19 protein-coding genes are annotated in these 21,538 nt (G+C 69.6%); 18 read left to right on the top strand and 1 reads right to left on the bottom strand.

Annotated elements, in window-relative coordinates; all coding sequences use genetic code 11:
* The first annotated feature begins 187 nt into the window (after positions 1-187).
* From JUB11_RS04325 to JUB11_RS04260, 14 genes are all read left to right on the top strand, one after another.
* Positions 188-1,507: an O-antigen ligase gene (locus JUB11_RS04325; protein WP_207456468.1), complete on the top strand. Its 1,320-nt coding sequence runs from the start codon at positions 188-190 to the stop codon at positions 1,505-1,507.
* Between the two features lie 90 nt (positions 1,508-1,597).
* Positions 1,598-2,530, top strand: a complete 933-nt coding sequence (locus JUB11_RS04320) for a glycosyltransferase (protein ID WP_207456466.1) — start codon at positions 1,598-1,600, stop codon at positions 2,528-2,530.
* A 12-nt stretch (positions 2,531-2,542) separates the two neighbouring features.
* Positions 2,543-3,772, top strand: coding sequence for a glycosyltransferase family 4 protein (locus JUB11_RS04315; protein ID WP_207456463.1), 1,230 nt, complete (start codon positions 2,543-2,545; stop codon positions 3,770-3,772).
* 309 nt (positions 3,773-4,081) lie between these two features.
* Entirely contained in the window at positions 4,082-5,248 is a 1,167-nt protein-coding gene (locus JUB11_RS04310) for a glycosyltransferase family 4 protein (RefSeq protein ID WP_207456460.1), read from the top strand.
* Positions 5,249-5,451: 203 nt separating this feature from the next.
* Positions 5,452-6,360 (top strand): polysaccharide deacetylase family protein, encoded by a 909-nt coding sequence (locus tag JUB11_RS04305; protein WP_207456458.1) that lies wholly within the window; start codon positions 5,452-5,454, stop codon positions 6,358-6,360.
* A 304-nt stretch (positions 6,361-6,664) separates the two neighbouring features.
* Positions 6,665-6,952, top strand: coding sequence for an acyl carrier protein (locus tag JUB11_RS04300; protein WP_207456456.1), 288 nt, complete (start codon positions 6,665-6,667; stop codon positions 6,950-6,952).
* A 44-nt stretch (positions 6,953-6,996) separates the two neighbouring features.
* Positions 6,997-8,529, top strand: a complete 1,533-nt coding sequence (locus tag JUB11_RS04295; RefSeq protein ID WP_207456454.1) for an AMP-binding protein — start codon at positions 6,997-6,999, stop codon at positions 8,527-8,529.
* A gap of 106 nt (positions 8,530-8,635) precedes the next feature.
* Positions 8,636-10,657, top strand: coding sequence for an asparagine synthase (glutamine-hydrolyzing) (gene asnB, locus JUB11_RS04290; protein WP_207456452.1), 2,022 nt, complete (start codon positions 8,636-8,638; stop codon positions 10,655-10,657).
* Between the two features lie 62 nt (positions 10,658-10,719).
* On the top strand, positions 10,720-11,727 hold the full coding sequence (gene nadE / locus JUB11_RS04285; RefSeq protein WP_207456450.1) for an NAD(+) synthase: 1,008 nt from the start codon (positions 10,720-10,722) through the stop codon (positions 11,725-11,727).
* Positions 11,724-12,827, top strand: coding sequence for a GNAT family N-acetyltransferase (locus tag JUB11_RS04280; RefSeq protein WP_207456448.1), 1,104 nt, complete (start codon positions 11,724-11,726; stop codon positions 12,825-12,827). Before nadE ends, JUB11_RS04280 begins: the two co-directional genes overlap by 4 nt.
* Before the next feature lie 84 nt (positions 12,828-12,911).
* Positions 12,912-13,994 carry an AMP-binding protein gene (locus JUB11_RS04275; RefSeq protein WP_207456446.1) on the top strand — a complete coding sequence of 361 codons (1,083 nt, stop codon included), beginning with the start codon at positions 12,912-12,914 and terminating at the stop codon, positions 13,992-13,994.
* 214 nt (positions 13,995-14,208) lie between these two features.
* Entirely contained in the window at positions 14,209-14,679 is a 471-nt protein-coding gene (locus JUB11_RS04270) for a MarR family transcriptional regulator (RefSeq protein ID WP_207456443.1), read from the top strand.
* Positions 14,680-14,823: 144 nt separating this feature from the next.
* Complete coding sequence (locus JUB11_RS04265; RefSeq protein WP_207456441.1) at positions 14,824-15,204, top strand: response regulator; 381 nt, start codon at positions 14,824-14,826, stop codon at positions 15,202-15,204.
* A gap of 70 nt (positions 15,205-15,274) precedes the next feature.
* Complete coding sequence (locus JUB11_RS04260) at positions 15,275-16,987, top strand: monovalent cation:proton antiporter-2 (CPA2) family protein (RefSeq protein WP_207456439.1); 1,713 nt, start codon at positions 15,275-15,277, stop codon at positions 16,985-16,987.
* 30 nt (positions 16,988-17,017) lie between these two features.
* Here the strand turns inward: JUB11_RS04260 and JUB11_RS04255 are convergent, their stop codons facing one another.
* Positions 17,018-17,404, bottom strand: coding sequence for an antitoxin Xre/MbcA/ParS toxin-binding domain-containing protein (locus JUB11_RS04255; protein WP_348771352.1), 387 nt, complete (start codon positions 17,402-17,404; stop codon positions 17,018-17,020).
* A 331-nt stretch (positions 17,405-17,735) separates the two neighbouring features.
* Between JUB11_RS04255 and JUB11_RS04250 the strand changes: the two genes are divergently transcribed.
* The 4 genes from JUB11_RS04250 to JUB11_RS04235 are packed head-to-tail and all read left to right on the top strand — an operon-like array spanning position 17,736 to position 21,534.
* The gene (locus JUB11_RS04250) at positions 17,736-18,821 is read left to right on the top strand and encodes an aromatic ring-hydroxylating dioxygenase subunit alpha (protein ID WP_348771351.1); all 1,086 of its coding nucleotides are present in this window, start codon (positions 17,736-17,738) and stop codon (positions 18,819-18,821) included.
* Positions 18,822-18,832: 11 nt separating this feature from the next.
* Complete coding sequence (locus tag JUB11_RS04245; protein ID WP_247886835.1) at positions 18,833-19,597, top strand: GntR family transcriptional regulator; 765 nt, start codon at positions 18,833-18,835, stop codon at positions 19,595-19,597.
* 17 nt (positions 19,598-19,614) lie between these two features.
* Entirely contained in the window at positions 19,615-20,631 is a 1,017-nt protein-coding gene (locus JUB11_RS04240) for a PDR/VanB family oxidoreductase (RefSeq protein ID WP_207456434.1), read from the top strand.
* Between the two features lie 42 nt (positions 20,632-20,673).
* On the top strand, positions 20,674-21,534 hold the full coding sequence (locus tag JUB11_RS04235) for a branched-chain amino acid ABC transporter permease (RefSeq protein ID WP_207456433.1): 861 nt from the start codon (positions 20,674-20,676) through the stop codon (positions 21,532-21,534).
* The last annotated feature ends 4 nt before the right edge of the window (positions 21,535-21,538 follow it).

Genomic DNA, 21,538 nt, shown 5'->3' with positions numbered 1-21,538 from the left:
GGGCAGGCGCGCCTGCCTGAAAGGGGGAGTCCGGATGCCCGGCCTACCCCCTTCTGCGTTCCGCCTCCTTTGGTCTAACGCGACCGCCCGCCTTCGCTACCGCGCCTCGCGTGCGCATTGTCATTGTGCTGAGCAGCAAGGCCCCGGCCTTGCCGTCCCCGAGCCCTTCAATTTTGCAGCGGCCACGATGAGACTTTACGAACTCCTGGAAAAGACCCTCACGGTCATCGTCATCATGTCGTTCGGCGGCACGATGCTTCCGGTTCTGCTCACCGGCGGCGGCGCGGCGGCCGAAGACCAGGAATCCGCCGGCGCCATCCTGTTCTTCATGGGCATCTACGTGCTGATCCTGGCGCTGCTGTGCATGCGGCCCAGGATCGCCTTCCGGCTTCCCATGGCGAACGGCTGGATCACGGTGACCCTGCTGATGGTCTTCGCGTCCACCCTGTGGTCGCTGTACCCCGACGTGACGCTGCGCCGGTCGGTGGCCTTCGCCTTCACGACCATGTTCGGCCTCTACATGGCCCTGCGCTACAGCTTCCCGGAGATCATCCGGATGCTGGCGACCGGCCTGTCGCTGCTGATGCTGATCTCCTACGCCTCGGTCGTCGCGATGCCGGAGGTCGGGCTGGACGCCGCACAGCATGTCGGCGCCTGGAAGGGCATCTTCTTCCAGAAGAACGTGACCGGCCGCATGATGGTCTGGCTCGTGCTCTGCCTGCTGTGGCTCGACTGGATGCGCGAGGGCAAGAAGTGGGTGGTCCGCCCGCTGCTGGTGATGGCGCTGCTTCTGATCGTGATGAGCCGGTCCACCACCGGCCTCGTCACCTCGCTGGTCGTCGCCGGCGCGCTGCTGTCCACCGCCATGGTCCGCGGCAACATCCGCACCTTCGCCCCGGCGATGGCCGGCCTGCTGCTGGTCGCCGTGATCGGCATCACCGGCGGTGCCGCCTTCTACGAAGATGTGCTCTACATGCTCGGGCGCGACGTCACGCTGACCGGCCGCACCGTGCTGTGGGAACACACGCTGATGTCGATCCGGGACAACTTCGTCCTCGGCTACGGCTACGCCGCCTACTGGCATGGCGCCTTCGGCCCGGGAAGCGGCTTCGTCGAGTCCTGGGGCATCGACTCCGCCCACAACGCCTGGATGGAGGTCCTGCTCGACCTCGGCCTGCCTGGGCTGGTGCTGATGGTCATGCTGCTCGGCCGCATGCTGATCCAGGGCTTCCTCAACGCCCGCTACGGCGCCGACCGGGCAGAGCCCGCCTGGATCTTCGCCGTGGCCTGCGCGATGCTGCTGGTGTCGATCTCCGAAAGCCTCTTCCTGGAGCGCCATTCGCTCAACTGGGCGATCTTCGTGATCTGCGTCGTGCGCCTGGCGCAACGCCGCCGCAACCTCCGCATCGAGGCGATGCAGGCCGCCGCCGCCCGGAACGCGGCCATGCACCCCGCCATGGCCGCGCCGGCCTACGGAATGCCCCATTCCCGGACGCCGCTGCGCTGACGGCGCCCGCGCCCGGCGGTTCGCCCGGTGGTCCACCGGGCGGCCCGCCGGCACTCCACCCTTCCTGCTATTGTGATTGAAGGCATTGTCATGACGTCCTCGCAAGAGCTGGTTTCAGTAGTCATACCCACACGCAACCGGCCCGATCTGGTCAAGCGGGCGGTCGAAAGCGCGCTGGCGCAGAGCTACGCGGCCCTGGAGGTGATCGTCGTGATCGACGGTCCCGACCCGGCCACCGCCGGCGCGCTGGGCGGCCTGTCCGACCCGCGCCTCACGGTCATCGAACTGCCCGAGAACAAGGGTGCCGCCGAAGCCCGCAACATCGGCGTCCACCGCGCCGCCGGCGACTGGATCGCCTTCCTGGACGACGACGACCTGTGGCTGGAAGGCAAGATCGCCACGCAGATGGCGGCCCGTCCGGCCGGCCTGCGCTACCCGATCATGAGCTGCCGCAGCCAGGTGCCGACCGCGCGCGGCACCTTCGAATGGCCGCGCCGCCTGGCGACGGCCCAGGACTCCATCGGCGATTATCTCTTCGTCCGCAAGGGCCTGTTCAAGGGCGAGACCTTCGCCCCGACGACCACGCTGCTGGCGCCGAAGGAACTTCTGGTGCGCCATCCCATCCCGAAGTCACCCTTCGATGACTGGGAATGGCTGATCACCTGCGGCAAGATCGACGGCTGCGCGCTGATCACCGTGCCGGACGTCCTCGCCGTCCATTTCACCGAGAACAACCGGGTCACGCTCTCCACCTGCCACAGCATCGACCTGGCGCTGGGATGGGCGGAATCCATGCGCGACTATCTGTCCCCGCGCGCCTACGCCGGCCTGCTGCTTCAGGCGACCGGCGGCGAGTCCGCGGCGCGCACGGCCTCGACGCGTCTGCGCATCCTCGGATCGGCACTGCGCGACGGGGCGCCGACGCCGGTGGCGCTCGCCACCTTCGCCATGCACTCCCTGATGCCCGTGGGCCTGCGGCGGCGTGTCCGCCAAGCCTTGTTCTCCGCTTCCCGCGCCGCATGAGGTAGGGGCACAATGCGCAACAATCATAAAAAGACCTGCATCGTCTTCACCACTCCCGGCGCCCTGGAAGGCGGCGGCGGCATCGGCCGCATGACGGGATACATCGTCGACCAGTTCGAGGCCTCGGCCGCCAAGCCGGACACGGTGGTGCTCGACACCCGGGGCAAGGGGAGCGTCTGGATGTCGCCCCTCTACCTCACCGCGACCCTGGCCCGCCTGGGATGGCTGGCGGCCCGCGGCCGCGCCTCGATCGTCCACATCAACGTGTCCGAGGGCGCCAGCGTGCCCCGCAAGGCCGCGATCCAGTTCGTCGCGAAGCTGTTCGGCCGTCCGACCGTCGTCCATCTGCACGGCGCCACCTTCATCGACTATTGCCGGGAGAGCGCCGTCGGGCGCGCCATGTCCCGCTGGCTGTTCCGCCACTGCGACCGGGCCGTCGTGCTGGGCAAGGAGTGGAGCGGCTTCCTGGCGGAGGAACTCGGGATCGCCCCTCAGAAGATCCGCATCCTCTACAACGCCGTGCCCGACTTCGCGGCTGACGGGCTGGAGCGCGAGCCGCCGCCGCAGGGCGCCACCCTGTCGCTCCTGGTGCTCGCCAACCTGTCCGAGCGCAAGGGAATCGGCACGCTCCTGCACGCCTGCGAGATCCTCAAGCAGCGCGGCGTGCGCTTCCGCCTGACGCTCGGCGGCGGCGGCGACGTGGACGGCTACCGCGAGATGGCCGCGCGCCTCGGCATCGCGGAGGATTGCAGCTTCCACGGCTGGGTGTCGCGCGAGCAGGCGCACGAGATGCTCCGCTCGCACGACATGCTGGTTCTGCCCTCCACCCACGAGGGGCTGCCCATGGTGATCCTGGAGGCGCTCGCCGCCCGGCTGCCCGTGGTGACCACGCCCGTGGGTTCGATCCCGGAGGTGCTGAAGCACGCGGAGACGGCCATGATCGTGCCCGTGAACGAGCGCGAGGCGCTTGCCGACAGCATCCTTGAGCTGGCCGGCGATCCGGATCTGTACCGGCGGCTGTCCGAGGAGGGGCGGCGCCTGTTCGTGCGGCTGTTCGACATCGGCGCCTACGCCGACGCGCTGAACGCGCTGTACGAGGAGATGCAGACGCCGGAGCGGCGGACCGGCCTTCCCGAAGCCGCCACGCTGGGAAGCGGGGGGCTGGGATCGGCTGGCCTCGGCACAATGCCCCCGGCGGCGCCGGCGGCCGAGACCTCCTTCACGCGGATGGAACCGCGCTAAGTCAAAAGCCTATACCACGAAAGAGGCGGACCGGACACGGAAGCGTTATGTGCGCTCCTCGACACACAACCCTCTCCGAAGTTCGCGTAATCCGCCCGCATCATTGCCGCCTTGATTTCGTTGCCATACTTCTGGACCAAGAACGAACGGCCTCAAGGCGGAAAAAAACATTAGGGAAACCATTGGTGCGGCCGTGCCGTCCCATTCCGGGCGGAGGCGGCCTCGGCTTTCAAGATCCAATGCACGGACGGGCGGCGGCATCGGCCTCCGGTACCGCCGCCCCTGCAAGGATAAAGACCAGGAGCTGACATGATCTACATCGTCTCCCCCGGCGGCACCGAAGAAAAGGGCGGCATGGGGCGGATCGTCGACAACTTCACCAGCGACCTGCGGGAGCACTGCCCGGAGGTGCGGTTCGAGGTCGTCGACAGCTATGGTCCCGGCAAATTCCGCTTGATGCCCTTCTACTTCATGGCCGCCGTGCTGCGCCTGTTCGGCTGTTTCCTGACGGGCAAGGCGCAGCTCCTGCACATCCACATGGCCGAGTACGGCAGCGTCCTGCGCAAGGGCGTGCTGATCGCCATGGCCTCGCTGTTCCGGGTCCCGGTCATCCTGCACATGCATGGCGGCCGCTTTCCCAAGCATTACGAGGATGCCGGGCCGGTGACGCGCTGGGCCATCCGGCGCATGATCGCCATGACGCACGAGATCGTCGTGCTCGGCGACTACTGGCGCCAGTGGGTGGTGGACAGCTTCGGCTCCGACGCGCGGCGCGTGACGGTGCTGCACAACGCCGTTCCCGGCCCCACGGTCCTGCCCGTCCGCAAGGAGGAGGGCCCGGTGCGGCTTCTGTTCCTCGGCCGGCTGATCAAGCTGAAGGGCATCGACGTGCTGCTCGACGCGCTCGGCTCGGAGGCCTGCCGGGACAAGAACTGGGAGCTGACCATCGCCGGCGACGGCGAGCTGGAAACCTACCGCGCCCAGGCCGAAAGGCTGGGGCTCGCCGGCCGCGTCCGCTTCACCGGCTGGCTCGACCAGACGGGCTGCCGGCGCGAGCTGCAGGCCGCCGACGTTCTGGTGCAGCCTTCCATGTTCGAGGGGCTGCCGATGTCGGTCCTGGAGGCCATGGCCAACGGGCTGGCGATCATCGCGACGCCGGTCGGCAGCGTGGGCGACGCCATCAAGGACGAGACGACCGGCCTTCTCGTGCCGCCGGGCGACCGCTGCGCCCTCGCCGCGGCGCTGGCCCGCGTCATCGAGGACCCGGCGCTGCGCCGCCGGCTCGGGCTCGGCGCGCGCGAGATGTTCGAGCGGCAGTTCGACATCGCCGTCTACCGCGGTCGGATCTTGGAGATCTACCGGCGCAACGCGCGCAACTGGCGGGGCGAGCCGGCCGGCTACCCGCGCCAGCCCGAAACCCTGCCCGGCGCCGGCAGCCCCGCGACCCGCGCCTCGGCCGGCCCGCACGTGCGCTGAGACGCGCCGGGCCTTCCGCTCCTCGATTTGCGGGGCGGTGCGAAGCGGAACGGACGGGCGCCCGGAGCGCCCGTCCTCGCCGTTTCGCCCCGCCCGTTTCCTTTACCGTGCCTTTCCTGTTCGCCGTGCCCATCGTTCGAAGTTTTTTCGACTCACCCGATTTCCGACCCACCCGATTTGACGTCCAGGAGGACTGCTCCATCATGAAGCAAGCCATCGCCGGCATGGTGCGCTGGACCGGACTCGGCGCGCTGATGCGTTTCGGCTTCGCGCGCCGCAAGGCCACCATCGTCGTCTATCACGATCCGGAACCGGAGCTGCTGCGCGAGCATCTCGCCTGGTTCGCGGAGCGTTACAACTTCACCACGATGGACGCCGTGGCCGACGCCATGGAGACCGGCCGGTGGAACGCCCTGCCGCCTTACCCGCTCGTCATCACCTTCGACGACGGCCACCGCGCCAACACGAAGCTGGAGCCGCTCTTCCGGGAGTTCGGCGTCCGGCCGACCATCTTCCTGTGCAGCCAGATCGTCGGCACCGCCCGCCCCTACTGGTGGAAGACCGCCGCCGCCGAGCGCATCGGCGTGGAGACGCTGAAGCTCGTGCCCGACGCCGAGCGGCGCCAGCGGCTCGCCGATTTCGGCGACGATCCCGACCGGGACGGCGCCGAGCGCCAGGCCATGACCTGGGACGAGGTGCACCGGATGGGCGAGGTCGCGGATTATGGCGGCCACACGCGCCACCACCCGATCCTCCTGCGCTGCGACGACCGGCAGGCCGCCGAGGAGATCGAACTCTGCAAGACCGAGCTGGAGGCATCGGTGGGCAAGCCCTGCCACCATTTCGCCTTCCCCAACGGCGATTTCGGCGAACGCGAGCTGGCCGCCATCCGCCGCGCCGGCTACCGCACCGCCCGGAGCATCGATCCGGGCTGGAACGGCCCCGGCTCCGATCCGCTGCAGCTCAAGGCCTTCCCCCTGTCGGACGACGCGTCGGTGGCCTGGCTCAGCGTTCAGATGACCGGCATACCGGCCAAGCTGCGCACGCTCAAGGCATCCGGCCGGGGCAAGCCCGCCGCGGCGCCGGACGTCCGGCCCATCCCGGCGGCTTAGCTCATACGCCGCCCATATTACCCGGCGGCGCGGATGTATAGGACTCCTTCTGCAAGTAATACCCTGCAAAACCTTCAGGCTACCAAGGTCTTCAGCGTCGCCTTATCCTTTGCTCCCTCGCAAACCCGGGGTGCGGGTGCAATAAAGAGTGATGCAGGACGCGGTTCGGAAAAGCCGCCGTCCGGCCCAGGGCCGGATGGCGAGGGACCCGAAACGAACCCAGAGCTTGCCGCGGATGGCGGGGACACAGTCCTCGGCCCGCCGCGGTCCAACGGACCAAACCCTTTGCGGAGTTGCCAGCGACATGCGTACCGTGACCACCGAAACGCACCTGACCGCCGCCGTTCAGGACATCCGCACCTTCATCGTGGATAACTTCCTGCTCGGGAACGACTCCGGCTTCGACAACGCGGAGTCCCTCCTGGAATCCGGCGTGATCGACTCCACGGGCATCATGCACGTCGTCACCTTCCTGGAAGAGCGCTTCGGCATCGCGATCGAGGATGACGATCTGGTCGCCGACAACCTGGAATCGGTCGAGCGCATCGCGCACTTCGTTGAGCGCAAGCAGGCGATCAAGACCGCGGCCTGACCCGGAAGCTGGACGCCAAACGGCCAATCGAACGGGGACGTGACATGGCCCACCTGCTGCATCAGTTCCTCGGCGAGACCGCCGCCCGCGACCCGGAGCGCACCGCTCTGGTCGCCGGCGAGGTCCGCCGGACCTACGCCGAGCTGGAGCGGGACAGCGACAAGGTCGCCGCCGCGCTGCAGTCCGCCGGGGTGGAACGGGGCGACCGCGTCGCGGTGATGCTGGAGAACTCGGTCGAGTTCGTCGCCAGCCTCTTCGGGGCGCTGAAGGCGGGTGCCGTGTTCATCCCCGTCAATCCCTCGACCAAGGCCGACAAGCTGGCCTACATCCTCGCCGACGGCGGGGTGAAGGCCCTGGCGGCACCCACGGCGCTGGCCCGGCAGGTCCTGCCGGCGCTGGCCGAGGCGCCGGCCGTCACCCTCTGGGTCGGGCCAGCCCTGCCGCCCGGCGCCGACGGGCTGTCCTTCACCGAGATCCTGGCGGCGCCGCACGCGGCCCCCGCCGACCCCGGCCTGATCGACCAGGATCTGGCCGCCATCCTCTACACCTCCGGCACGACCGGGCGGCCAAAGGGCGTGATGCTCAGCCACGCCAACCTGGTCAACACGACCTGGGCGATCTCCACCTATCTGGAGAACCGGCCCGACGACGTGGTGATGTGCGTCCTGCCGCTGAGCTTCGGCTACGGGCTGACCCAGGTGCTGACCGCCGCGCGCGTCGGTTTCACCGTGGTGCTGGAACGGTCCTTCGCCTTCCCGGCCGAGACGCTGGCGCGCATGGCGAAGCACCGCGTCACCGGGCTGCCAGGCGTGCCGACCTTCTTCTCCACCCTGCTGGGGCTGGAGGCGCTGAAGGCCACCGACCTGTCCTCGCTGCGCTACCTCACCAACGCCGCCGCCCCGCTGCCGTCCGCGCACATGCAGCGGCTGAGGGAGATGTTTCCGCGGGCCGCCTTCTATTCGATGTACGGCATGACGGAATGCACGCGGGTCTGCTACCTCGACCCGGCGGACCTCGCCACCCGGCCGGACTCCGTCGGGCGGGCCATGCCCAACTGCGAAGCCTATGTCGTGGACGAGGACGGCCGCCGCGCCGCCCCCGGCGAGGTGGGCGAGCTGGTGGTGCGCGGGGCGAACGTCATGCGCGGCTATTGGAACCGCCCGGAAGAGACGGCGCGCCGCCTGCGCACCGGCCCGCTGGGCGAGACGCTGCTCCACAGCGGCGACCTCTTCCGCTCCGACGAGGAGGGTTATCTCTACTTCGTCAGCCGCAAGGACGACGTCTTCAAGTGCCGCGGCGAAAAAGTCAGCCCCAAAGAGGTCGAGAACGCGCTCTACGAGCTGGAGGCCGTCGCCGAGGCGGTGGTCGTCGGCGTGCCGGACCCGGTGGACGGGCTGGCGGTCAAGGCCTTCCTGGTGCCGCGCCCCGGCGCGGTTCTGGCCGAGGCCGCCGTCCGCCAGCACTGCCGCGGCCGGCTGGAAGGCCACCTCGTCCCCAAATTCATCGAGATCCGCGACGAGCTGCCCAAGACGGACAGCGGGAAGATCAAGCGCTTCGAGCTGGTCACGCCGGCCTGACCGCGCCGGCCCGGCTGCACCGTTCCGACGGCCGCCTCAGGGCACTGTCCCAGAGCACCCCTTACTGGCCTTTATCCGGGCCCCGCTTTTCGAGGAGACTGCTTCCATGTGTGGTGTCGCCGGAGTCCTCGCCGGGCCTCGAGCCGAACCCCCCGGGCTGGAAGAGCTGCGGCGGATGATCGCCATGCTGGGCCACCGCGGCCCGGACGGCTACGGCTTCTACCGTGACCGCCGCGTCGGGTTGGCCCACGCGCGCCTCAGCATCGTCGGGCTGGCCGGCGGCTTCCAGCCGATCCACAACGAGGACCGCAGCCTCTGGATCTCCTTCAACGGGGAGATCTTCAATCACGTCGAGCTGCGCCGGGACCTTGAGGCGCGCGGCCACCGCTTCTACACGCAGACCGACACGGAAGTGATCGTCCACGCCTTCGAGGAGTACGGGCCGGCCACCTGGGCCAAGCTGAACGGCCAGTTCGCCATCTGCCTGTGGGACGAGTCCAGGCGCGAGCTGTGGCTCGTGCGCGACCGGCTCGGCATCCTGCCGCTCTTCTATGCCCGGGCGGGCGAGCACATCGTCTTCGGCTCCGAGGCCAAATCGCTGTTCGCCGGCGGCCGGATCGACCCGCGCTTCGACAGCGCCAAGCTCGGCCAGGTCTTCTCCCACTGGAGCGTCGCCCCGCACGGCAGCGTCTTCGCCGGGGTGGAGAGCGTGCCGGCGGCAACCGCGCTCCGCATCGACGCGAACCTCGACATCCGGGCCGAGCGCTACTGGCAGGCCGACATGGCCGGCGATCCGGATCTCGCGAAGCTGTCGCTCGACGAGGCGGCCGACCGCCTGGAGGAGAAGCTGCTGGACTCGATCCGGCTGCGGCTGCGCGCCGACGTGCCGGTCGGCGTCTATATCAGCGGCGGGCTCGACAGCTCGGTCATCGCGGCGCTGGCGCGCAAGCTCGACACCACTCAGATGCACAGCTTCGGCGTGCGCTTCACCGACGGAGCCTTCGACGAGACCCCGCAACAGCGGATCGTCGCGCGGCATGTCGGGACCGAGCACCACGACATCCTGTGCAGCCAGTCCGACATCCAGGCAGCATTGCCCGACGTGATCTGGCACGGCGAGGCGCCGCTGGTACGCACGGCTCCCGCCCCGCTTTTCCTCCTGTCCCGGCTGGTGCGCGACAGCGGCATCCGAGTCGTCCTGTCCGGCGAGGGCGCCGACGAGTGGCTGGCCGGCTACGACATCTTCAAGGAGGACCGGGTCCGCCGCTTCTGGGCGCGCCAACCGGACTCCAAGATCCGCCCGAAGCTGCTCGGCCGCATCCATCCCTTCGCCGCCGCGAGCGGCCAGAAGGACAGCCCGCTCTGGCAGAACTTCTTCCGCCGCGGGATGATGGAGACGGACGCGCCCTTCTACGCGCACCAGATCCGCTGGCAGAACACCGCCTGGTCGCAGCGCCTGCTGCACGCCGACCTGCGCGCGGCGGCCGACGCCGAGGCCTTCGAGGCCAAGGTGGCGGCCCACATGCCGGACGGCTGGACTCGCTGGAGCCCGCTGGCCCGTTCGCAGATGGCGGAGATCGCCGCCTTCCTGACGCCCTACCTGCTGACCAGCCAGGGCGACCGGGTGGCGATGGCCAACAGCATCGAGGTCCGCTACCCGTTCCTCGATCCCGACACGGTCGATTTCTGCGCGGCCCTGCCCGACCGCGTGAAGATGCTGGGCCTGCGCGACAAGCTGGCCCTGCGCCGGCTGGCCGCGCGCCTGCTGCCGGCGGAGATCGGCCAGCGGCCCAAGCGCCCCTACCGCGCGCCGATGACGACCGCGCTGTTCGGGGCCGACGCGCCGCACTACGTCCACGAGCTTCTGTCGCCCGAGGCGGTGTCCCGCTTCGGCCTGGCGGACCCCACCGCCGTCGCTTCCCTGTCGGCCAAGGCGCACCGCTCCGGCGGGCAGATGGCCGGCGAGCGCGAGGAGATGGCGCTGGTCGGGGTGCTGACCATGCAGATGCTCGCCAAAGACTATCTGGAGGATTTCCCGCGGACGGCCGCCACCTTGCGGCGGAAGCTGGAGGAAGTCCCCACCCACGTTCTGGAAGACCGGCTGGGTGCCGCCGCGGCGGCGGTGTGATCCGGTCCGACGGGAATAGCCTGTTCATAGTTCAACTTATATAAATCGGGAAATCTGACGCCATGCTGAACGCCCTCAATTCGTTCGATGCCAGCGCCCTCGAACTCGACTGCGCGGCGGCCGCTCGCGAGATCGAGCAGTCGATCAAGCGGATCGTCTCCCAGGACCTGCGCCGCCAGGGCGTCGTTCTCGGCGTGTCGGGCGGCATCGACAGCTCCGTCTGCGCGGCGCTCGCCGTGCGCGCCCTCGGACCGGAGCGGGTGCTCGCCATCCTGATGCCGGAGAAGGAGTCCTCCGACAGCAGCACCGAGCGCGGCCGGCTGCTCTGCGAGAGCCTGGGCCTGACCCCGATCATGGAGAACATCACCGCCCCGCTGACCGCGCTCGGCTGCTACGAGCGCCGCGACAACGCCATCCGCCGCCTCTTCCCCGAATATGGCGAGGGCTGGAAGCAGAAGATCGGCCTGGCCGCCGGGCTGCTCGACTCCGACCGCGTCAACTACTTCAACATCACCGTCGAATCGCCGGAGGGCGAGCGCCAGACCAGCCGCATGCCGGCCGACATCTACCTGTCGGTGGTCGCCGCGACCAACCTGAAGCAGCGCATCCGCAAGACCGTCGAATACACCCATGCCGACCGGCTGAACTACGCGGTCATCGGCACGCCGAACCGTCTGGAGTTCGAGCTGGGCTTCTTCGTCCGCGGCGGCGACGGCCTGGCCGACCTGAAGCCGATCGCGCATCTGTACAAGAGCCAAGTCTATCAGATGGCGGCCTATCTCGGCCTGCCGGCGGAGATCCAGAACCAGTCGCCCAGCACCGACACCTACACCCTGCCGCAGAGCCAGGAAGAGTTCTACTACGCCATCCCCTACGACAAGCTGGACCTGGCGCTCTGCGCCTACGGCAACGGCGTGCCGGAGGCGGAGGCCGCCGCCGCCCTGGGGCTGTCGGTCGAGCAGGTGCAGCGCGTCTACAAGGACATCGTGCTGAAGCGCCGCACCTCGGCCCGCATCCTGCGCAACGCCATCCTGGTCCAGCCGGTCGAGGTCGACGGGAGCCACGCATGACAGTGATGCCCTGGACCCAGCGTGGCATCGCCCGGTACGTGCCGGACGACCGCCCCGACCTTGAGTCCTTTCAGCGGGAGTATTTCGGACCCAACTCGATCCAGCTCTGCCGGGATCATTTCCGGTGGCTGCTTGAGCCGCCGGAACAGGACCCGGAAGGGCCGCAGTTCTGGGTCTGCCGCCGGAACGGGGGGATCGTCGGCCAGCAGGCCGGCATTCCCTTCGCGCTCAAGGCCGGGGACCGGAGCCACCGGGCATCCTGGGCCATCGACCTGATGGTCGCCAAGGAATGGCGCCTGCGCGGCGTCGGCCCCACCCTGTCGGATGCGCACCTCGCCTCGAGCGAGGTGTCCATCTCGCTGGGCATGACCGACGCCGCTTACAAGTCCTACAAGCGCGCGGGCTGGTCGGACCTGGGTGGCCTTCCCACCTTCCTGCGGGTCATCGATCCGTTGCGCTGCCTGCGCGTCAGCCCCTACGGCGGCGCGCTGGCCAGCATCGCGGCGGGCATCGGGAAGCCGGCGCTCTCCGTCGCCTCCACCTCCTACAACCTGGCGGCGCGCGTCCGGGGCGGCCGGCTGGTGGAGGTGCCCGCCTTCGACGAGAAGGCGGATGAGCTGTGGGAGGCCGCTGCTCCCCAGCACACCGTCATCGCCCGGCGCGACCGCGCCTTCCTGAGCTGGCGTTTCGACCGGGCGCCGAACGCCGGGCGGCTGCGCCGCTTCTACATCATGAAGGGCGGCCGGCTGATGGGGTACGTCGTGCTGCGGGTGGACCGCTGGCGCGGCGAGCCGGTGGCGGTGGTGCTCGATTATCTCGCCCGCCCCGGCTGGCTGATGCCCACCTTCGCGCTGGTGGTGGAGCAGGCCCGGCGCGAGCGGGTGTCCGCCCTGCTGTGCCGGACACTCAACATGCAGGCGGCGCGGCCGCTCTCCATGATGGGCTTCCTGTGCCTGCGGAACGGGCTGCGCGCGCCGACCCGGATGATGGTCCGCCCGGCGCCGGACCGGCAGGAGCTGGGTCCGATGCTGGCGGATCCCCGCAACTGGTTCGTCACCACGGCGGACAGCGACATCGGCTTCACAGAGCTCGGCGGCTGACGCCGCCCGGTTCCGGTGGACCACCAGCGAAACGCCCCTGAAGAGGCGGAGCTTGAAACTGGCGAGCGACGGAGAGTCCCGATCATGGCCGCGTTGCAGGAGCACCTTCTCGGACGGGCGGCCCGGCATCCGGCCGCTCTCGCGGTTTCAGCGCCCGACGGAGAGCTGACCCACGGTCAGCTCGACGCCGCGAGCAGCCGCCTCGCCCGCGCGCTGCGCGAGGCCGGCTGCCGGGCCGGCGACCGCGTCGCGCTGCTGCTGCCGCGCGGGGCCACGTCCATCACGGCCACCCTCGCCGTTCTCAAGGCCGGCGGCGTTTGCGTTCCGCTCGACGCGCGCGCCCCGGCCATCCGCTCGGCCCTGGTCCTGGCGGATGCCCGGCCCGCCGTGATCCTCGCCTGCGCCGAGACGGCGGCGACGCTCAAGGCGTTGCGCGGCTTCACCTCCACGGCTGGCTCCGCCGTCATCGGCTGGCTCGGTCCGGCTCCGGACGGGCGGGAGCGGCCACGAATCCTCAATCCGGCCGCCTTTGCTCAGGCTGCCTTCACCCAAGCCGACGTGGACGCTCAATCCTCGGCGCCGCTGCTGCTGTCCGGCGCACGCGAGGAGCGCACGCACCTGCTCTACACCGTCGATGCGACCGGCCGGCCCGCCAGCCTCGTCCTGCGCCACCGCACGCTCGCGGCCTTCGCCGCGCAGGCGCGCGACCGGTTCGGGCTGCGCCCCGGCGACCGCACCAGCGCCGACGCCGGCGAGGCCGACACCGCCGGCGTCTTCCACACGCTGGCGGCCCTGGCCGCCGGCGCCTCGGTCCATGTCCAGCCGGCCGAGGCCGACGCGAATCCCGCCCTGCTGACCGGCTTCATCCGCAGCCACAACCTTACGCAATGGACCACCGGCACGAAGCGGCTGGCCGAACTGGCCGAGGGCGGGCTGATCCACGCCGGCGATTTCCCCGCGCTGCGCCGCGTCTTCTGGCACGGCACCGCCCTGGCATCGGCGGTGCTGCGCCATCTGATGGAACGGCTGCCGCACGTCCGCTTCACCGGGCAGCACGACCCGAACGTTCCGTCCGCCGATCAGGCGGCGGACATGGCGGCGAGCCTGGCGGCCGGGGCGGGGCGCGCGAAGCGCCCCGCGCGTCCGGCGGTTATCGGCAACGCCTGAACCGGCTAGCTTCCTTTTTCACGTCAGGTGCCCCCGCAGGCCGCCTGCAATGCGCGAAACGGTGGCCGGCCCACCCCATCCGGCGGCTCCCTGTGTCGTACCGCCGACAGGTCCGGACGGAAAGGCCGCCCGGACGTAATGAGGGGTTGCGCAGCCGGCGAGTTCGGAACGAAACTGCCGGGGCTTGGTATTTCCGCACGGCAAGGGATCGAGGATGCGTCCAAACGCGCGCGCGACCGCCGAGGTGATGGCCCAGGTCATGCGCGCGACGAGCAGTCTCGCCTTTACCGAAGGGCTCAACCCGGCTCAATGGGCGGCCTTGCGCTATTTCGCGCAGGCGATGCCCAGCGCCCGGAGCGTGGTGGCCTTCGCACGCTATCACGGCACGACCAAGGGCACGGCCAGCCAGACCATTTCGGCGCTGGAGAAGAAGGGCCTGCTGAACCGTCAGGCCAGCGAGAGCGACCGCCGCAAGAGCGTGCTGACCCTGTCGGAGGCCGGGCGCGCCCTGCTCGACCAGGATCCGCTCAACGAGCTGGCCGCCGCCATCGGATGCCTGAACGAGGGATCGCACAGGGCCGTGGCGGACGGGCTCGAACAGCTGCTCCGCACGCTGCTCGCCCGCCGCGGCGCGAGGCGCGACACCGTCCAGACCACGGAGGCCGCGGACCATGACGCGGCTTGACTTGCGGTGCCACCCCCCGAGGAGTAAGACTGGCGATACTCCTGGGCGAGGGCCATTTGGCCGTTGCGGAGAAAGGAGCGCGCGAAGCATGACGGCTATTCCCAACCGGGCGACGCGCACCCTCCACCGGGGGAGGCGCGGCTGATGGCCACGGCCCTTGTCATCGACGACGTGCCGGCCTTCGCGACGCTTGTCCGCATGGTGCTGGAAAGCCATGGGCACACGGTCACCGAGCGCTACGACAGCGCGGAGGGCATCGCGCTTGCCCTGCGCCAGCCCTTCGACGTCGTGATCGTGGACATGATCATGCCGGGCATCGACGGCATCGAAACGGTCAAGCGGCTGCGCGCCGGCGGAAGCCGCGCCGCGGTCATCGCCGTGTCCGGCGGGTCCCATGACTTCCCGGCCTCGGCCGCCCTGACGCTGTCGCAGATGCACGGTGCCGACCGGCTGCTGTTCAAACCCTTCGCCAACGACGAGCTGGTCGCGACCGTGGACGAGCTGCTGGCGGTGCCGCGGGGCTGACCGCCGGCGCCTTTCCGCCGCTTCCCTTCCCAACCACCGCCTTTTCGAAGCGCGCCGCCGAAGTTCCGCCATGGACGAGCATCACCTTCTTCTGGACGTCCTGTCCTTCCTCCTGGCGGCCATCGTGGTCGTTCCCGTCTTCCAGGCGCTGCGCATCCCGGCGGTGCTGGGCTATCTGGTGGCGGGCGTCCTGCTCGGACCGCACACGCCGGGGCCGGTGCCCTCCATCGAGACGCCGCGCTTCCTGGCGGAGTTCGGCGTGGTCTTCCTGCTCTTCGCCATCGGGCTGGAACTGCCGCTGTCGCGCCTGCGGGCGATGCGGCGCTACATCTTCGGGCTCGGGCTGATGCAGGTGGTGGCGACCGGGTTGCTGCTGGGCGGGGCCGCCTACGCGATCGGCCTCCCGGCGGAGGCCGCGCTGGTCGTCGGCGGGGCGCTCGCCTTCTCCTCCACCGCCACGGTGCTGAAGCTGCTCGTCGAACGCGGGGAGACGGTGGCGCGCTTCGGCCGCGTGTCGGTCGCCGTGCTGATCTTCCAGGATCTCGCGGTCGTGCCGCTGCTGGCGTTGCTGCCGCTGCTTGCCAACGAGTCCACCAGCATCGGGCAGGCGCTGGGCCTCGCCCTGCTCAAGGGCGTGGCCGCGATCGGGCTGATCATGCTGCTCGGCCGCTTCGTGCTGCGGCCGGTCTACGGATTCATCGCCGCCGCGAAAAGCCCGGAGGTCTTCTCCGCCACCAACCTGTTCATCGTGCTGGCGGTCGGCTACCTGACGGCCGAGGCGGGCATGTCGATGGCGCTGGGCGCCTTCCTCGCCGGCATGCTGATCGCCGACACGGCCTTCCGCCACCAGGTCGAGGCCGACATCGAGCCCTTCCGCGGGCTGTTCCTCGGGCTCTTCTTCATGACGGTGGGCATGTCGCTCGACCTGCCGCTGATGTGGCGCGAGGCGGCGGCGATCCTGGCCATCACCACCGGGCTTCTGACCGGCAAGGCCTTGCTGCTGGCCCTGCTCTGCCGCCTGTCGGGACTCGGGCTCGCGACCTCGTTGCGTGTCGGGCTGTTGCTGTCGCAGGGCGGCGAGTTCGCCTTCGTGCTGATCGGCAAGGCGGCGGACCTGCGCATCCTGGACGGCGAGACCGGACAGATCCTGTCGTCGGTGGTGGCGCTCAGCATGGCGGTGACGCCGCTGATCGGCGCCCTGGCCGCCCGGCTGGCGAAGGCGATCGAGGCGCGCGACGGGGCGGAGGCCTTCGGCATCGAGACCAGCGACCTGCGCGGCCATGTGCTGATCGCCGGCTACGGCCGCGTCGGCCGCGCCATCGCCCGCGTGCTGGCGGCCCACGACATCCCCTTCGTGGCGCTCGACCTGGAGCCGCAGCGCGTGGCGCAGGCGCACCGCGACGGGCTGCCCGTCTATTACGGCGACGCCAGCCAGTTCGGCGTCCTGCACGCCGCCGGCATCGGCCGGGCGCGCGCCGCCGTCATCACCCTGAACCGCCCCGAAGCAGCCGAGCGCGCCGTCGAGGCCATCCGCCACCACGCCGCGGGCCTGCCCATCGTCGCCCGTGCCCACGATCTGGAGCGCGGGGAGATCCTGAAGTCCGTAGGCGCCTCGGCCGTCGTGCCCGAGACGATGGAAACCAGCCTCCAGATGGCCGGCCTCCTCCTGCGCCGCGCCGGCCTGCCGGACGAGACCATCGACCGCAGCCTCAAGGAATTCCGCGAGGGGAATTACGGCGGACTGGTCGAGGAGGAGGAGAAGAGCAAGGACACGGCGGCGTGAGGCGGTGGGCGCTTTTCGCCGCACCCTGACTCAAGCGGCGATGCCGTGCGCGATCCGCCCCAGCAGGGTTTCGATCAGGCGGGCTCCTTCGCCCGTGTCGAGAAGGTCCAGGGGTCGTTCCCCGGCTAGCGGCGCCGTGGGCCTGCGCAACCAGTCTCCGGCCTTCCTCCGGTCGCCGAAGGTTTCCTCAGCCACGGCCAGCATCCTCGCCACGCGGAGCAGACGGTCGGATTGGCGTGCCGTCAGCAGTCCGGAGGCATGCCGCCGGGCCAAGCTCGCCCGCGACACCACGAGCACTTCCAATTCGCCTTGCGTCAGCCATCCGCTTTCCAGCAGGAACTGGACGGCCCCGACCGGGATCCCGCACCGCACGAGGCCAACCATCCCAAAGCCGTCGAGGGGTTTGCCGCCGAACACGGCACTTCCACCCAGAAGGTCAAGCGTTCGAGCTGGACTGGGCATCGTCACACCGCCGCGTTGCACACGCTTGCATGATACTCCCCCTGCGACTTGGGGGAAAACCATGCCAGCGCGCTCATCATCCCTTCAGCGCCATGGAAGCTGCGGCCCCCATTGTATACAGCGCGGCACCCCGTCAGGCTGCCAAACTGGCCATGCATCGATGGTTCGCTGCGCCACCTGCTGTCTTCAAGATAGTCATTGTATCCAACAATAAGGCTCAGTATTCTTCCTGGCAATCAGGCGCCGCCCGGACGCGCGCCGTCCAAAGCGAAAATGGGAGATTGCCGTGACCACCGCGAAGCCCATTCCCACAAGTCCCTGGCCCATGAACGCCTGGTACGCCGCCGCCTGGATCCATGAGATCAAGCGCGCGCTGGCGCCCCGCAAGATCTGCGGGAAGGACGTGGTGCTGTACCGCCGGTCGGACGGGCGTGTCGCCGCGCTGGAGGATGCCTGCTGGCACCGGCTGTTGCCGCTGTCGATGGGGCGGCTGGAAGGCGACCAGGTGGTGTGCGGCTATCACGGTCTCGTCTTCGACCCGGCGGGCCGCTGCACCTACATGCCGGCGCAGGAGACCATCAACCCGTCGGCCTGTGTGCGCGCCTATCCGGTGGAGGAGAAGCACCGGCTGGTCTGGGTCTGGATGGGCGAGCCGGCGCTGGCCGACCCCGCGAAGATCCCGGACTTCCACTGGAACGACGACCCGAAATGGGTCGGCCAGGGCGGGACCTTCTACGGCCTGAAATGCGACTACCGGCTGGTCGTGGACAATCTCATGGACCTGACCCACGAGACCTACGTCCATGCCGGCAGCATCGGCGACGACGCGATCACCCGGAACCCCTTCGACGTCACCCACACCGACCGCGAGATCGTGGTGACGCGCTGGATGAAGAACATCGACGCCCCGCCCTTCTGGCGCCGCCAGCTCGGCAAGCCGGGGCCGGTGGACCGCTGGCAGATCATTCATTTCCAGGCGCCGGGCATCGTGGCCGGCGACGTCGGCGTGGCGCCGCACGGCTCCGGCGCGCCGGAGGGCGACCGTTCCCAGGGGGTGAACGGCTTCTTCCTGGCCGCCATCACGCCGGAGACGGCGACGAGCTGCCACTATTTCTGGAACTTCGTCCGCAGCTTCCGCACCGACGACCAGAGCCTGACGACGGAGCTGAACGTCGCCCACGTCAACAACGGGCGCGGCGTCTACGACCAGGACGTCGAGGTGCTGGAGGCGCAGCAGCGGGCCATCGACAACAACCCGCGCCAGCCCTTCTACAACCTGAACATCGACGCCGGCGCCCTCTGGGCGCGCCGCATGATCGACCACATGATCGCGGAGGAGACGGGCGGCCCGGTGGCGAAGGCGGCCGAGTAGGAGCGGCGGCCATGGCGATGGAACAGCCTGCGGAGGACAAGCCGCGCAACGCCCAGACCGTCCGCGCGCTCCTGCAACTGCGGGAGCTGATCCTGAGCGGAGAGCTGTCGCCCGGCGAGCGCGTCTCCGAACTCGGCATCGTGGAACGGCTCGGCGTGTCGCGCACGCCGGTGCGCATGGCGCTGGTGCGGCTGGAGGAGGAGGGGCTCGTGGATTGCCTGTCCACGGGCGGCTTCGTGGTCCGGAAGTTCAGCGCCGCCGACATCGCCGACGCCATCGAGCTGCGCGGCACGCTGGAGGGGATGGCGGCGCGCCGCGCGGCCGAGCGCCGCCCCTCCCGCGCCGAGCTGGCGGAAATGCGCGACTGCGTCGGCAGCCTGGACGCGCTGATCCGCCGCCGCGATTTCGGCATTGAGGATTTCTCCGACTACATCCGCCTGAACGACCGCTTCCATTCCCTGCTGGTCGAGCTGGCGGACAGCGCGGTGCTGAAACGCTCCATCGAGCGCATCCAGCACCTGCCCTTCGCCTCCCCCAACGCCTTCGTGCTGGTCCAGTCGGAACTGCCGGAGTCGCGCGAGATCCTCTTCATCGCGCAGGAGCACCACCGCTCCATCCTGGAGGCGATCGAGCGCGGCGAGGGTGCCCGCGCCGAGAGCCTGGCGCGGGAGCATTCACGCATCGCCCAGCGCAACCTTCAGGTCGCGCTAGCGAGCCAGGACCATCTCGACCGCGTGCCCGGCGCCTCGCTGATCCGCCTCGGCGAGCGCACCTGATCAACCGGAGAAGCGACATGCGTTCAGACATCGAGTGGAGCGGCGCGCGGCTCCGGTCCATCACGGACATCGCCGCCGGCATCCGCCTTTTCGAGATCGAGCCCTCGGCCCGTTTCGTGGCGCCCGCGCCGGGCAGCCACCTGAAGGTCACCGTCTATGTGGACGGGCGCCCCGACGTCCGCTCCTATTCCATCGTCGGCCCCTGTGCCGACGGGCTCTACCGCATCGCCGTGAAGCGCCTGCCCGACAGCCGCGGCGGCTCGCTCTACATGTGGAGCCTGGAACCCGGCGCGAACCTCACCATTTCCCAGCCAGCCAACCATTTCGAGCTGACCTACGGCCGCCCGGATTATCTGCTGATCGCCGGCGGCATCGGCATCACGCCGATCTACGGCATGGCGCTGGCCCTGTCGCAGGCCAAGGCGCGGGTCCGGCTGCTCTACGCCGCCCGGACCGAGGCCGAGCTGGCCTTCGCGGAGGAGCTGCGCGAGCGGCTGGGCGACCGGCTGGAGCTGTTCCTCGACGCCGAGGGGCGGCGCGTCGATCTGCCGGCCGAGTTCGCGCGGCTGGCGCCCGGCGGCGAGGTCTATCTCTGCGGCCCCATCGGCATGCTGGAGGCGGCCAAGACGGCCTGGGCCGACAGCGGCCGTCCGGTCGGGGGGCTGCGCTTCGAGACCTTCGGCAACAGCGGCCGCTACGCGACGGAAGCCTTCCGCGTGCGCGTCCCGCGCCTCGGCCTCGATCTGCTGGTGCCGGAGAACAAGTCGATGCTCGACGCGCTGGAGGATGCCGGCGTCGCCATGATCCACGACTGCCGGCGCGGGGAATGCGGCCTCTGCGCGGTGGACATACTGGAGACGGAGGGAGTGGTCGACCACCGCGATGTCTTCTTCAGCGACGCCCAGAAGCAGGCCAACGCCAAGATGTGCACCTGCGTGTCCCGCGTGGCGCGCGGCGGCGTGACCATCGACACGGCCGACCGCACCGCCGCGATGCCGGCCCGGCAGGCGGCGTCCATCACGGCGGCACCTTAAAGGCGGCATGAGACCGCCGGAACGACAAGGAGGGGGAGGATCATGGTCAGTGTGGGCAACGTGCTGTTCAATGGCATCGCCTACGGCATGCTGCTGTTCATCATCTCGGTCGGCCTGTCGGTGACGATGGGGCTGATGGGCTTCGCCAACCTCGCGCACGGCGCCTTCGCCATGCTCGGCGGCTATGTCGCCGCGACGCTGATGAACCAGTGGGGCGTGCCCTTTCTGGCGACGCTGCCCATCGCCTTCCTGGCGGTCGCGGCGGCGAGCTTCCTGCTGGAACGCGGCCTGTACCAGCGGCTCTACCGGGCGACGGAGCTGGACCAGGTGCTGCTGACCATCGGCCTCGTCTTCATGGCGGTGGCGGGGGCGACCTATTTCTGGGGCCCTGGCCAGCAGCCGGTGCAGGTGCCGGACTATCTCAGCGGCGGCTGGACCATCGGCGGGGTGGACATCGGCGCCTACCGTCTGTTCCTGATCGCCGTGGCCGCGGCGGTCACTGTCGGGCTGATCTTCGGGATCGAGCGCACGCGCTTCGGCGCGATGATCCGCGCCTCGGTGGACAACCCGCGCATGGCGCAGGGCTGCGGCATCAACGTGAACCGCGTCTTCAGCCTGACCTTCATGATCGGCAGCGGGCTCGCCGGGCTGGGCGGGGCCATCGGCATCAACCTGATCGGCCTCGATCCCGGCTTCCCCATCAAATACATGGTCTATTTTCTGATCGTCGTGGCGGTCGGCGGGCTCGGCTCCATCAAGGGGTCGCTGATCGCGGCGCTGGTGCTCGGCATCGCCGACGTCGGCGGCAAATACTACGTGCCGGAGACCGGCGCCTTCATCATCTACGCCGTCATGGTGTCGCTGCTGCTGTGGCGTCCCACCGGCCTGTTCGGGCGGAGGTGATCCC

The sequence above is a fragment of the Azospirillum sp. SYSU D00513 genome, from assembly GCF_017356015.1.
Taxonomy (GTDB): Bacteria; Pseudomonadota; Alphaproteobacteria; order Azospirillales; family Azospirillaceae; genus Azospirillum.
The sequence above is the reverse complement of the archived record's forward strand: the minus strand, read 5'-3'. Positions and strand labels throughout refer to the sequence as shown.

Coding starts and splice junctions, on each gene's coding strand:
- JUB11_RS04325 (WP_207456468.1), top strand. CDS start 188: ATGAGACTTTACGAACTCCTGGAAAAGACCCTCACGGTCATCGTCATC.
- JUB11_RS04320 (WP_207456466.1), top strand. CDS start 1,598: ATGACGTCCTCGCAAGAGCTGGTTTCAGTAGTCATACCCACACGCAAC.
- JUB11_RS04315 (WP_207456463.1), top strand. CDS start 2,543: ATGCGCAACAATCATAAAAAGACCTGCATCGTCTTCACCACTCCCGGC.
- JUB11_RS04310 (WP_207456460.1), top strand. CDS start 4,082: ATGATCTACATCGTCTCCCCCGGCGGCACCGAAGAAAAGGGCGGCATG.
- JUB11_RS04305 (WP_207456458.1), top strand. CDS start 5,452: ATGAAGCAAGCCATCGCCGGCATGGTGCGCTGGACCGGACTCGGCGCG.
- JUB11_RS04300 (WP_207456456.1), top strand. CDS start 6,665: ATGCGTACCGTGACCACCGAAACGCACCTGACCGCCGCCGTTCAGGAC.
- JUB11_RS04295 (WP_207456454.1), top strand. CDS start 6,997: ATGGCCCACCTGCTGCATCAGTTCCTCGGCGAGACCGCCGCCCGCGAC.
- asnB (WP_207456452.1), top strand. CDS start 8,636: ATGTGTGGTGTCGCCGGAGTCCTCGCCGGGCCTCGAGCCGAACCCCCC.
- nadE (WP_207456450.1), top strand. CDS start 10,720: ATGCTGAACGCCCTCAATTCGTTCGATGCCAGCGCCCTCGAACTCGAC.
- JUB11_RS04280 (WP_207456448.1), top strand. CDS start 11,724: ATGACAGTGATGCCCTGGACCCAGCGTGGCATCGCCCGGTACGTGCCG.
- JUB11_RS04275 (WP_207456446.1), top strand. CDS start 12,912: ATGGCCGCGTTGCAGGAGCACCTTCTCGGACGGGCGGCCCGGCATCCG.
- JUB11_RS04270 (WP_207456443.1), top strand. CDS start 14,209: ATGCGTCCAAACGCGCGCGCGACCGCCGAGGTGATGGCCCAGGTCATG.
- JUB11_RS04265 (WP_207456441.1), top strand. CDS start 14,824: ATGGCCACGGCCCTTGTCATCGACGACGTGCCGGCCTTCGCGACGCTT.
- JUB11_RS04260 (WP_207456439.1), top strand. CDS start 15,275: ATGGACGAGCATCACCTTCTTCTGGACGTCCTGTCCTTCCTCCTGGCG.
- JUB11_RS04245 (WP_247886835.1), top strand. CDS start 18,833: ATGGCGATGGAACAGCCTGCGGAGGACAAGCCGCGCAACGCCCAGACC.
- JUB11_RS04240 (WP_207456434.1), top strand. CDS start 19,615: ATGCGTTCAGACATCGAGTGGAGCGGCGCGCGGCTCCGGTCCATCACG.
- JUB11_RS04235 (WP_207456433.1), top strand. CDS start 20,674: ATGGTCAGTGTGGGCAACGTGCTGTTCAATGGCATCGCCTACGGCATG.